Origin of the sequence: Methylobacterium endophyticum (genome assembly GCF_050591105.1) — a bacterium.
Taxonomy (GTDB): Bacteria; Pseudomonadota; Alphaproteobacteria; order Rhizobiales; family Beijerinckiaceae; genus Methylobacterium.
On the sequence record NZ_JBNHES010000015.1, the window covers coordinates 26,055 to 37,813 of the forward strand.

At 69.0% G+C, this 11,759-nt stretch carries 8 protein-coding genes and 1 tRNA gene; 8 read left to right on the forward strand and 1 reads right to left on the reverse strand.

What is annotated here, in order from left to right:
* The first annotated feature begins 64 nt into the window (after nucleotides 1–64).
* The 8 genes from ACP56T_RS16230 to ACP56T_RS16265 all read left to right on the forward strand — a co-directional run bounded on the left by ACP56T_RS16230 (nucleotide 65) and on the right by ACP56T_RS16265 (nucleotide 10,846).
* Entirely contained in the window at nucleotides 65–1,366 is a 1,302-nt protein-coding gene (locus tag ACP56T_RS16230; protein WP_430913175.1) for a YeaH/YhbH family protein, read from the forward strand.
* Nucleotides 1,367–1,604: 238 nt separating this feature from the next.
* The gene (locus ACP56T_RS16235) at nucleotides 1,605–3,167 is read left to right on the forward strand and encodes a SpoVR family protein (RefSeq protein WP_430913176.1); all 1,563 of its coding nucleotides are present in this window, start codon (nucleotides 1,605–1,607) and stop codon (nucleotides 3,165–3,167) included.
* A 70-nt stretch (nucleotides 3,168–3,237) separates the two neighbouring features.
* A tRNA-Pro gene (locus ACP56T_RS16240) sits at nucleotides 3,238–3,315 on the forward strand.
* 209 nt (nucleotides 3,316–3,524) lie between these two features.
* A complete protein-coding gene (locus tag ACP56T_RS16245) occupies nucleotides 3,525–4,802 on the forward strand; it encodes a glycosyltransferase family 4 protein (RefSeq protein ID WP_430913177.1) in 1,278 nt (425 codons plus the stop codon).
* A gap of 137 nt (nucleotides 4,803–4,939) precedes the next feature.
* The gene (locus ACP56T_RS16250) at nucleotides 4,940–5,263 is read left to right on the forward strand and encodes a rhodanese-like domain-containing protein (RefSeq protein WP_430913178.1); all 324 of its coding nucleotides are present in this window, start codon (nucleotides 4,940–4,942) and stop codon (nucleotides 5,261–5,263) included.
* Between the two features lie 200 nt (nucleotides 5,264–5,463).
* Nucleotides 5,464–6,555 (forward strand): efflux RND transporter periplasmic adaptor subunit, encoded by a 1,092-nt coding sequence (locus ACP56T_RS16255; protein WP_430913272.1) that lies wholly within the window; start codon nucleotides 5,464–5,466, stop codon nucleotides 6,553–6,555.
* 129 nt (nucleotides 6,556–6,684) lie between these two features.
* Nucleotides 6,685–9,894, forward strand: coding sequence for an efflux RND transporter permease subunit (locus tag ACP56T_RS16260; RefSeq protein WP_430913179.1), 3,210 nt, complete (start codon nucleotides 6,685–6,687; stop codon nucleotides 9,892–9,894).
* Between the two features lie 85 nt (nucleotides 9,895–9,979).
* Nucleotides 9,980–10,846, forward strand: coding sequence for an MBL fold metallo-hydrolase (locus ACP56T_RS16265; protein WP_430913180.1), 867 nt, complete (start codon nucleotides 9,980–9,982; stop codon nucleotides 10,844–10,846).
* A gap of 6 nt (nucleotides 10,847–10,852) precedes the next feature.
* Here the strand turns inward: ACP56T_RS16265 and ACP56T_RS16270 are convergent, their stop codons facing one another.
* On the reverse strand, nucleotides 10,853–11,560 hold the full coding sequence (locus ACP56T_RS16270) for a glutathione binding-like protein (RefSeq protein ID WP_430913181.1): 708 nt from the start codon (nucleotides 11,558–11,560) through the stop codon (nucleotides 10,853–10,855).
* Nucleotides 11,561–11,759 lie beyond the last annotated feature (199 nt).

An 11,759-nucleotide genomic window follows, 5' to 3' on the forward strand; every position in this document is an offset into this window, starting at 1 on the left:
CGCGCCGGCGGCCGGGGTGCCGATCCCCCGGCCGCCGGCCACACGGCGAGGGCGAAGACACCGGATGCACATCGTCGACCGTCGGCTCAATCCAGGCGGCAAGAGCCTCGCCAACCGGCAGCGCTTCCTGCGTCGGGTCAAGGACGTGGCGCAGCATGCCGTTCGCGAATCCGCGCGCGAGAAGGACATCAAGGATCTCGGCAAGGACGGCCGCGTCACCGTGCCGGCCGACGGGGTGCGCGAGCCGCGCTTCGCCCGCCAGCCCGGCACCGGCCTTCAGGACCACATCCTTCCCGGCAACAAGACCTATGTCGAAGGCGACCGCATCGAGCGCCCGCCCGGCGGCGGTGGGGGAGGGGGCTCCGGCGAGGGCGGCGAAGGCGGCGAGAATTCCGAGGACGCCTTCCGCTTCGTGCTGACCCGCGAGGAGTTCTTGGAACTCTTCCTCGAGGATCTCGAACTGCCCGATCTCGCCAAGCGCCGGCTTGCGGTGGTGGAAACGGAAGGGCTGAGGCGGGCCGGCTACACCGTCTCGGGCTCGCCCGCGAATCTCGCCCTGTCGCGCACGCTCCGCAACTCGATGTCGCGGCGCATCGCGCTGAAGCGCCCGAAGGCAGAGGAGATCGCCGAGCTCGAAGCCCGCATCGGCGCGGCGGGGGAGGGCGATCCGAGGCTCGCCGACATGCGCCTCGATCTCGACATGCTGCGGGAGCGCGCCAAGCGCATCCCCTACGTGGATCCCATCGACCTGCGCTACCGCCGCTTCGAGCCCTATCCGCGCCCGATCGCCCAGGCCGTCATGTTCTGCCTCATGGACGTCTCGGGCTCGATGACCGAGCACATGAAGGATCTGGCCAAGCGCTTCTACATCCTGCTGCACATCTTCCTGACGCGCCGCTACCGGCATGTGGAGATCGTCTTCATCCGTCACACCGACCGGGCGACGGAGGTGGACGAGGAGACCTTCTTCGGCTCGCGCGAGACCGGCGGCACCCTGGTCTCCTCGGCGCTGGTCGAGATGAAGCGCGTCATCACCGAGCGGTACGATCCGAACGACTGGAACATCTACGCCGCGCAAGCCTCGGACGGCGACAACGTCTCGAGCGACGGCCCGACCTCCACGGAACTGCTGCGCGCGCATATCCTGCCCGCCTGCCAGCATTTCGCCTATCTCGAGGTCGGCGACGAGAACGGCCCGCGCGCCGGCTTCATCGAGCACCGCACGACCCTGTGGCGCACCTACGAGGCCATCGCCAAGGCGGGCGGCCCCATCGCCATGCGCAAGGTCAACCACCGTCGCGATATCTACCCCGTCTTTCGCGAACTCTTCGGCCGCAAGGACGCGCGGGCGGAGGCCGAGGCGTGAGCCCGGCGTCAGCAGTTCGCGCATCCTCCTCTCCTCGCGGGGCGGGGAGAGGGCTGCATGCACCTCGTCGTGCATGCAGCGAGCGGAGCGAGGGTGAGGGGGCGTCTCCGCACGAGGCTCCTACGGACGCGCCCCCTCACCTTCGGCTGCCGCCTCGCCGCGCCGACGACGAGGTCGGCCCGGCCCTCTCCCCGCGGGCGGGGAGAGGGGAACGCAGCTCGACCCGTCTGGAAACGGCATGATACGCTCCGCTCCCAAGACTACCGCCGGAGCCTCCCCGTTGCTCTTCACCGGCAACGACTGGGACTTCGACACCATCCGGCGCATCCACGATGCCTGCGAGGCCATCGCGGGGCCGGAGCTCGGCCTGTCCTGGTATCCGAACCAGATCGAGATCATCACCGCCGAGCAGATGCTCGACGCCTATGCCTCGATCGGCATGCCGCTGTTCTACAAGCACTGGTCCTTCGGCAAGCACTTCGCCCAGCACGAGGCCGGCTACCGGCGCGGGTTGATGGGGCTCGCCTACGAGATCGTCATCAACTCGGACCCGTGCATCTCCTACGTCATGGAGGAGAACTCGGCCACGATGCAGACGCTCGTCATCGCGCACGCGGCCTTCGGGCATAACCACTTCTTCAAGAACAACTATCTCTTCAAGCAGTGGACCGACGCGGAAGGCATCCTCGACTATCTCGACTTCGCCAAGAGCTACATCACCCGCTGCGAGGAGCGCTATGGGCATCAGGCCGTGGAGCAGGTGCTCGACGCCGCCCACGCGCTGATGAGCCAGGGCGTCCACCGCTATCCGCGCAAGAAGCGGCCCGACCTCGCCTCCGAGCAGCGCCGCGAGCGCGAGCGCGTCGAGCACGGCGAGCAGATCTACAACGACCTCTGGCGCACCCTGCCGCAGAAGGCCGGCACGCTCCGGCCCGATCTCGCCGCCGAGCGCCGCAAGGCGCTGCTCGAGCTGCCGCAGGAGAACATCCTCTACTTCCTGGAGAAGGTAGCCCCGCGCCTCCAGCGCTGGCAGCGCGAGATCCTGCGCATCGTGAGGCTCGTGGCGCAGTATTTCTACCCGCAGCGCCAGACCAAGGTCATGAACGAGGGCTGCGCCACCTATACGCATTACCGCATCATGAACGCGCTCTCGCGCAAGGGGCAGATCGGCGAGGCGGCCTATCTGGAGTTCCTCCAGTCGCACACCAACGTGATCCGCCAGCCGAACTACGACGAGCGGTCCTATGGCGGCCACAACCCCTACGCCATCGGCTTCGCCATGATGCAGGACATCGCCCGCATCGTGGAGAACCCCACGGCCGAGGACCGGCAGTGGTTCCCCGAGATCGCCGGCCAGGGCGATGCGATGGGCGTGCTGCGCGACTGCTGGGAGAACTACCGCGACGAAAGCTTCATCGCGCAGTTCCTGTCGCCGAAGCTGATGCGCGACATGCGCCTGTTCCACGTCACCGACGATCCGTCCGAGCCCGAATTGCGGGTCGAGGCGATCCACGACGAGCGCGGCTACCGCAAGATGCGCCGCTCCTTCGCCCGCCAGTACGACGTGGCCTGGCTCGATCCCGACATCGAGGTGGTCGATGTCGACCTCGAGGGCGACCGCCGGCTGGTCCTGCACCACAAGGCGCTGAACCGCATCACCCTCCAGAAGGACGACGCGCGGCGCGTCCTCCAGCACCTCGCCGACCTCTGGGGCTACGACGTGGTGATGAAGGAGATCGATCCGGCCACCGGCGATCTCCTCGGCGAGCACTCCGCCAGCGCCCGGCCGATCTTCTTCTGAGCCGGCCGGGCTTTTTCCGGGTTGCGCCGGCCGAGGGCAAAAGCTAAGACGCGCCACCCCGAAAGGGTGTCGGAGCGTAGCGCAGCCCGGTTAGCGCACTAGTCTGGGGGACTAGGGGTCGGAGGTTCGAATCCTCTCGCTCCGACCATTGACCGCTTCACGCGGTTGAGTTTTTGGAGACCGTTCGCGGCGCGGCGGTTTCCGGTTTTCGAGCGGTTTCCAACCGTTCCTTTGTCGATCCGTTCTCTTTGCCGCTGCCGCTTGTTCGCGAAGGCCCGATGATCGAGGGGCTTCCCGGATCGCGCGGCATCCGCGCCCGTCGCCCCCTACAGGCGGCCCTGCGCGAGCCGGAGCATCATGGATTCCCGCCCCGTCGCCTTCGACCTGACCCGCCTCGTCACGCGTCTCGGCCATGCGAGCCCGAGCGGCATCGACCGGGTCGATCTCGCCTATGCGCGCCACGCGCTGTCCGGGCAGGGGCCGCGCTTCGGGGTGATCGCCACGGGGCTCGGGCCGCGTGTGCTCGATCGCGCGGATGCGGCGCGCATCGTGGAGGCGGTGAGCGCGGGCTGGGTCGAGGATGTCGAGGCGCAGGCGGATCCGGTCTATCTCCGGCTCGCGGCGCGCCTGACCGGCGCCGCTCCCCCGCCTTCGGGAACCGCCCGCGCGCGCTCCGGCGCCTGGGCGCGCAGGCGGGCGCAGGCGGAGAGCGCGGCGCGGACCTTTCGCGCGCGCGGAGTCGCGGCGCTGCCGGAGGGGACGCTCTACCTGCATACCTCGCATCTGCGCCTCGACCGGCCGGAGAGGTTCGACTGGCTCTACGGCCGTCGCGATGTGCGCGCGGCCTTCTTCGTCCACGACCTGATCCCGATCACCCATCCCGAATACGGCCGCCCCGGCGAGGCCGGGCGCCATCGGGAGCGGCTGCGCACCATCGGGCGGCACGCGGCCCGGATCGTCGTCAACTCCGCCGATGTCGGCGCGCGGACCGCTCGGCACCTCGCGGCGGAGGGGTTCGGCGCGCCTCCGGTGACGGTGGCCCATCTCGGCACCGAGGCGGCCTTCGCCCCCGAGGGGCCGTCCTTCGCGCCGGAGCGTCCGACCTTCCTCGTCTGCGGCACCATCGAGCCGCGCAAGAACCATCTGCTGCTGCTGCATCTGTGGCGGGAGCTCGCGCAGCGGCTCGGGCCGGCGACGCCGCGCCTCGTCCTCGTGGGGCGTCGGGGCTGGGAGGCGGAGAACGTGATCGACCTGCTCGACCGCTGCCCGGCCGTCCGCGAGCATGTCGTCGAGGTCTCGGGGCTGTCCACCCACGGTCTGGCGGCGCTGATGCGCAGCGCCACCGCGCTGCTGATGCCCTCCTTCACGGAAGGCTACGGCCTGCCGGTGGTCGAGGCGGCGGCGTCCGGCCTGCCGGTGGTCGCCTCCGACATCGCCGTCCACAGGGAGATCGGCGATGATTTCGCGCATTTCCTCGATCCCCTCGACGGGCCGGGCTGGATGCAGGCCGTCGAGGACCTGTGCGCTCCGGGCTCTCCCCTGAGGCGGGAGATGGCCGGCCGGCTCGCGGGCTACCGGCCTCCGAGCTGGACGACTCATTTCCAGCGGGCGGACGCCGCCTTCGCGAGCCTGTGAGCGGTGTTGCGCCGTCCTGACGCGACGCATAGGGACAACCGTCGGGAGACGGCCGGCCCGCGGACGATCGGATTGGGCTCGGCCGTTCGCGCGGGCCGCCCTATATGGCCTAGGCTGGCGCCACGGGAGGGAACCGGATGAAGGTCGTTGATCTCGACAGGGATGCGGTCAAGCGCGGCCTCGCCGACGGGTCGATGCTGGTCATCGACGTGCGCGAGCCGCACGAATACGAGGCGGGCCACATTCCGGGCGCCGTCCCGCACCCGCTCTCGACCTTCGACACCGACGCCGTCGCCGCGCTGATCCGCGACGATGCCCGCATGCCCGTCTTCTCCTGCGGCTCCGGCGTGCGCTCGGTCCACGCCCTCCGGGCGGCGCAGGGCGCGGGATTGCCGATCGAAGCTCATTACAAGGGCGGCTTCAAGGACTGGTACGCGGCCGGAGAGCCGGTGGAATCCTGATCGGCCCTCCTCGGAGGCCAAGCGGGAGAGCCGGTGGCGTGTGCGCTGCCGCACGGACATGTGCGCTGGCGCACCACACGAAGCGCGCCGAGCTTCTAGGGCGCGGGAGGCAGGAACGGTCGATCATGCACAGTCCAAGGCTCTCCCCGAGGCTCCCCCTCCGTCTCATCGCGCGTCTCGCGGCCCTCGGCGTCGCCGCGATGCTGCCGGCGGGACAGGCGTTCGCGCAGGCCCCAGGCGGGCCCCCGCCGACCGTCACCGTGGCCAAGCCCGTCGTCCGCGAGATCGTCGAGCGCGACACCTATACCGGCCGCTTCGATCCGATCGAGTTCGTCGAGGTCCGCGCCCGCGTGACCGGATATCTCGAGAAGATCGCCTTCCAGGACGGCGCCACGGTGAAGAAGGGCGAGGTGCTCTTCGTCATCGACCGCCGGCCCTACAAGGCGGCCCTTGAGCAGGCCCAGGCGGCCCTCGTCTCGGCCAAGGCCCGGCTCTCCTTCTCGCAGACCGACCTCGAGCGCGCCCAGGTGCTCTCGAAGGGCGGCAACATCTCCGAGCAGGTCACGGACCAGCGGCGGCAGGCCTCGCAGACCGCGCAGGCCGATGTCGACAACGCCGAGGCGGCGCTGCGCAACGCCCAGCTCAACTACGACTTCACCGAGGTGAAGGCGCCGGTGGCCGGCCGCATCAGCCGCCGCCTCGTCACCGAGGGCAACATCGTCGTCACCGACCAGACGATGCTGACGACCATCGTCTCCCTCGACCCGATCTATTTCGGCTTCACCGTCGACGAGAAGTCCTTCCTCAAATACCAGTCGACGCTCGGCATCGGCATGGGCGAGACGCAGCGCGGCAAGGGGGTGCCGATCCTCATCGCGCTCACCGGCGAGGACAAGCCGACCCGCAAGGGCAGCCTCGACTTCGTGGACAACCGCGTCGACAACGCCACCGGCACGGTGCTCCTGCGCGCCACCGTCGAGAACCCGGACGGGTTCATCAAGCCCGGCCTGTTCGGCATCGTCTCGCTGCCCGCGACGAAGCCCTTCCAGGGCATCCTGCTGCCCGACGACGCGGTGGCCGCCAACCAGGACAAGCGCATCGTCTACCTCGTCGCCGAGGACGGCACCGTCTCCGCCCGCGAGGTCAAGCTCGGCCCCGTCGTGGACGGCTACCGCGTCATCCGCGAGGGCCTGAAGGGGGACGAGACCGTGGTCGTCAACGGCCTCAGCCGCGTGCGCCCCGGCGCCAAGGTGAAGCCCGAATCGAAGACGCTGCCGCCGACGCGCGGCTGACGAAGGCGGACGCAGGCGCTCCGGCGCGCCCGTTTCCGGCAAGAGGTCCGCCGCGCGACCGGCGCGGCGCTGACGATGCGGCAGGCCGCGCGGCGCCGAAAGGGCGCCGGCGGCCGAAAGGTGTGACCGATGCGCTTTGCCCATTTCTTCGTCGATCGGCCGATCTTCGCCTCGGTCACGTCGATCGTCTTCCTGATCCTCGGCTTCGTCGCCTACGAGAAGCTGCCGGTCTCGCAGTATCCCGAGATCGTGCCGCCGACCGTCGTCGTGCGCGCGTCCTATCCGGGCGCCAATGCCGAGACGGTCGCCGCCACCATCGCGACGCCCATCGAGCAGGAGGTCAACGGCGTCGACAACATGCTGTACATGACCTCGCTGTCGACCAACGACGGCAACATGCAGCTCACCGTCACCTTCAAGGTCGGCACCAACCTCGATATCGCCAACGTCCTCGTGCAGAACCGGCTCTCGGTGGCCCAGCCCCGCCTGCCGCCGGACGTGCGCAACCTCGGCGTCACCGTGCGCAAGGCATCGCCCGACCTGATGCTGGTCGTGCACCTGCTCTCGCCCAACAACACCTACGACCAGAACTATCTCGCCAACTACATCTACCTGAACATCCGCGACGAGCTCTTGCGCCTCGACGGCGTCGGCGACATCACCATCTTCGGCGGCAACGAATACGCCGAGCGCATCTGGCTCGACCCGAACAAGCTCGCCGCCTACGGGCTGACCACCACCGACATCGTCACCGCCCTCCAGGAGCAGAACGTCCAGGTCGCGGCGGGTGCGCTCGGCTCGCCGCCGGCGCCGTCCTCGAACGCGTTCCAGCTCGTGGTGCAGTCGCAGGGGCGCTTCCAGCAGCCCGAGGAGTTCGCCGAGGTCATCGTCAAGGCCTCGGACGGCCGCCTTGTGCGCATCAAGGACGTCGCCCGCGTCGAGATGGGCCAGAAGGACTACACCACCAACTCCTTCCTCAACGCGACGCCCGCCGTCGGCATCGGCGCCTTCCAGCGTCCCGGCACCAACGCCCTCGACGCCGCCGCGAGCGTCCGGGCGACGATGGAGACCCTGAAGAAGAACTTCCCCCAGGACGTCGAGTACCGCATCGCCTACAACCCGACCGAGTTCATCGAGGAGTCGATCCAGGAGGTCTACAAGACCCTCTTCGAGGCCATCGGCCTCGTCGTCATCGTGGTGCTGGTCTTCCTGCAAAGCTGGCGCACGGCGCTGATCCCGGTGATCGCGATCCCCGTGTCGCTGGTCGGCACCTTCGCGGCGATGTCCGCCTTCGGCTTCTCGCTCAACAACCTGACCCTGTTCGGGCTGGTGCTCGCCATCGGCATCGTGGTCGACGACGCCATCGTCGTGGTGGAGAACGTCGAGCGCAACATGGCGCAGGGGCTCTCGCCGGGAGAGGCCGCGCACAAGACCATGGACGAGGTCGGCGGCGCGGTGATGGCCATCGCGCTGGTGCTGGCGGCGGTGTTCATCCCGACCGCCTTCATCCCCGGCATCTCGGGCCAGTTCTACAAGCAGTTCGCCCTGACCATCGCCGCCTCGACGATCATCTCGGCCTTCAACTCGCTGACGCTCTCGCCCGCGCTCTGCAAGCTGCTGCTGACGCCGCACCACGAGCACAAGCCGCCGAAATTCTTCCTGGCGCGCTTCCTCGCCTGGTGCGCGGAGATGTTCAACCGCGCCTTCGACGCGACCTCCAACGCCTATGCCGGCACCATCCGCTGGCTCACGGGGCACGCCATCGGGCTGATCGCGATGCTGCTCCTCTACGCGGCGGCGATCGCCGGGACGATCCATCTCGCCCAGACCACGCCGACGGGCTTCATCCCGGACCAGGACCAGGGCTACCTGATCGGCGTCGTGCAGCTCCCCTCCGGGGCCTCGCTCGACCGGACCACGGCCGTGGTCAACCGGGCGGCGGCGGAGGCGCGCAAGGTGGACGGCGTGACCAACACCGTCATCATCGCCGGCTTCGACGGCGCCACCTTCACCAACACCACCAACGCGGCGGTGATGTTCCTCACCCTCAAGGGGGCCAAGGAGCGCGCCAAGGAGGGCCGCAGCGCCGCCGTCATCACCGGCGACGTGCTGAAGGCGACGGCCGGCATCCAGGAGGCCCGCATCATCGTCATCCCGCCGCCGCCCGTGCGCGGCCTCGGGACCGGCGGCGGCTTCAAGATGCAGATCGAGAGCCGGCAATCCTCCGCCATCGGGCCGTTGCTCGCCGCGGCCGGCGAGGTGCTGGGCCAGGCCAACCAGAGCAAGGACGTGCAGCGGGTCTTCACGACCTTCGGCAACGACACGCCGCAGCTCTATCTCGACATCGACCGCACGGTGGCGCGCATGCTCAACGTGCCGCTCGCCAACGTCTTCGCCACGGTGCAGGCCAATCTCGGCGGCGCCTACGTGAACGACTTCAACACCCTCGGCCGCATCTATCAGGTGCGCGTGCAGGCCGACGCGCCGTTCCGGCTGTCGAAGCGCGACATCGAGCAGCTCAAGGTCCGCTCCTCGACGGGCGCCCTGGTGCCGATGGGGACGCTCGCCACCATCCGCGAGATCACCGGTCCGCAGATCGTGCAGCGCTTCAACCTGTTCTACTCGGTGCCGATCCAGGGCGTCGCCAAGCCCGGCGTCTCCACCGGACAGGCCCTCGACACCATGGAGCAGATCGCGGCCAAGTCGCTGCCGGAAGGCTACTCCTACGACTGGACCGAGCTCGCCTTCCAGCAGAAGGCCGCCGGCGGCACGGCGATCTACGTGTTCGCGCTCGGCGTGCTGCTCGTGTTCCTCGTGCTCGCTGCGCAGTACGAATCCTGGGCGTTGCCGCTCGCCATCATCCTGGTGGTGCCGACCGGCGTGCTGGCGGCCCTGGCGGGCGTGCAATTGAGGGGGCAGGACAACAACATCCTCACGCAGATCGGCCTGATCGTGCTCATCGGTCTGGCGGCGAAGAACGCGATCCTGATCGTCGAGTTCGCCCACCAGATCGAGGAGAGTGAGCACAAGGGCCCGGTGGCCGCCGCCGTCGAGGCCTGCCGCCTGCGCCTGCGCCCGATCCTGATGACGGCCTTCGCCTTCATCCTCGGCGTGCTGCCGCTCGTCGTCGCCACCGGCCCCGGCGCCGAGATGCGCCAGGCGCTCGGCACGGCGGTGTTCTTCGGGATGATCGGCGCGACCTTCTTCGGCCTGTTCCTGACGCCGGTCTTCTACGTGACGATCCGCAACGTGCTGATCTGGATCGCGCGCAAGCGCGGCAAAGGCGGTTCGGGCGGCGCGCCGAGCGATCACGGCCACGGCGCGCCCGCGCATGCCTGAGGCGCCGGGCGCGCCTTCCTCGAACGGGCCGGCGGGGCTAAGGGATGACCTCCCTTAGCCCGTCGCTCCGCCGAGGATGGCTCCCGTGCCCGGTTATCTGCCCTTCGCGGGCGCCCTGAAGCTTCCGGCCTATACCTGCGACAATTGCGGGTTCTGGCAGCGCCATTTCGAGGCGCCGACGAGCTGTCCCATCTGCCTCGACGCCCGCCACGTCGTGCCCCAGGGCGGCTGGCGGTTCTGGACGGAGAAGCAGGCGCAGGACCTCTTCCCCTGCCACTGGCAGGAGCTGGAGCCGGGCATCTGGCGGTTCTGGAACGAGCCCGTCAACGGCATCGGGCCGAGCGCCTATCTCATCCAGACGCCGGCCGGGAACATGGGCTTCGAGTCCTGCCCCGTGTTCAGCGAGGTGGCGCTGGAGCATATCGCGTCGCTCGGCGGGCTACAGGTGCTCTCGGCCTCGCACCCGCATTCCTACGCGGCGCTGGCGCAGTTGCAGGACCGCTTCGATCCCGAACTGTGCCTGCCGGCCGCCGACTTCACCTGGAGCGCGGCGCTCCAGGTCTCCTGGCCCTATGACGACTTCCTGGAGCCCCTGCCGGGGCTGGAGCTGCACCGGACCGCAGGGCATTTCGACGGCCACGCGGTGCTCTATCACCGGGCCCGAAAGATCCTGTTCTGCGGGGACGCGCTGAAATTCGAGCTCGATCCCGGCGACTTCCGCCGCGCCACCACGATCTCGGCCCACAAGGCGTTCGTGCGCGGGGTGCCGCTGACGACCGCCGAGCTGCGCCGCTACCGCGACGTGTTCGAGCGCCTCGACTTCACCCAGACCTGGACGCCCTTCGAGCCGGCCGCCAATTGCGGCCGGGCCGAGGTGCTGGCGCTGATCGATTCCATGCTCGGGACGCGGCCCCACGCCGCGCCCGTGCCGCTGGACAGCCTGCGCGACTGAGGAGGCTCAGCGCTTGGTGTTGGAGGCGGTCTGCCCGAACATCACCTTCTTGGCCTCATCGCTCATGGTCTTGCCGTGGTCGGGGTTGACCTCGGGGGCGCGGGCATAGGCCGCCTGGGTGGCGGGGCGCGCGGCGATCGCCTCGAACCAGCGCTTCAGGTGGGGATGATCGTCGAGCGTCTGGCCCTGCTTCTCCCACGGCACGATCCACGGGTAGGCGGCCATGTCGGCGATGCTGTAGTCCGGGCCGGCGACGAATTCCCGGTCGGCCAGCCGCCGGTCGAGCACGCCGTAGAGCCGGTTGGTCTCGTTGACGTAGCGGTTGATCGCGTAGGGGACCTTCTCCGGCGCGTATTGGGAGAAATGGTGGTTCTGGCCGAGCATCGGCCCGAGCCCGCCCATCTGCCAGAACAGCCATTGCAGGGTCTCGGCCCGTCCGCGCAGGTCGGAGGGGATGAAGCGGCCGGTCTTCTCGGCGAGGTAGAGCAGGATCGCGCCCGATTCGAACAGCGCGACCGGCTCGCCGCCGCCCGCCGGGTCGTGGTCGACGATGGCCGGCATGCGGTTGTTGGGGGCGATTTTCAGGAAATCCGGCTTGAACTGCTCGCCGGCACCGATGTTCACCGGCTTGATCGTATAGGGAAGCGCGGCCTCCTCAAGGAACATCGTCACCTTGTGGCCGTTCGGCGTCGGCCAGTAGTAGAGGTCGATCATGCTCGTGTCCTGTCGTCGCGGGTGAACCGCCCCTGCCGGCGCAGGTGGGTTCCTCGGCCGGCGCGGTCAAGGCGGCTTTGCCTGAGACCCGGCCACCGGCTGCTGTCGCGGGTGCGATCCACATCGCCGCGGTCCGGCCTCAAGAAAGCAAGGCGCGGGCCTCCCGGATCGCGATCGGCACGAATCGGCACTCGCGTAA

Excerpts from the sequence above, each read along its gene's own strand:
- ACP56T_RS16250 (WP_430913178.1), top strand. The coding sequence starts at position 4,940 with ATGAAGGTCGTTGATCTCGACAGGGATGCGGTCAAGCGCGGCCTCGCC.
- ACP56T_RS16245 (WP_430913177.1), top strand. The coding sequence starts at position 3,525 with ATGGATTCCCGCCCCGTCGCCTTCGACCTGACCCGCCTCGTCACGCGT.
- ACP56T_RS16255 (WP_430913272.1), top strand. The coding sequence starts at position 5,464 with ATGCTGCCGGCGGGACAGGCGTTCGCGCAGGCCCCAGGCGGGCCCCCG.
- ACP56T_RS16260 (WP_430913179.1), top strand. The coding sequence starts at position 6,685 with ATGCGCTTTGCCCATTTCTTCGTCGATCGGCCGATCTTCGCCTCGGTC.
- ACP56T_RS16270 (WP_430913181.1), bottom strand. The coding sequence starts at position 11,560 with ATGATCGACCTCTACTACTGGCCGACGCCGAACGGCCACAAGGTGACG.
- ACP56T_RS16235 (WP_430913176.1), top strand. The coding sequence starts at position 1,605 with ATGATACGCTCCGCTCCCAAGACTACCGCCGGAGCCTCCCCGTTGCTC.
- ACP56T_RS16230 (WP_430913175.1), top strand. The coding sequence starts at position 65 with ATGCACATCGTCGACCGTCGGCTCAATCCAGGCGGCAAGAGCCTCGCC.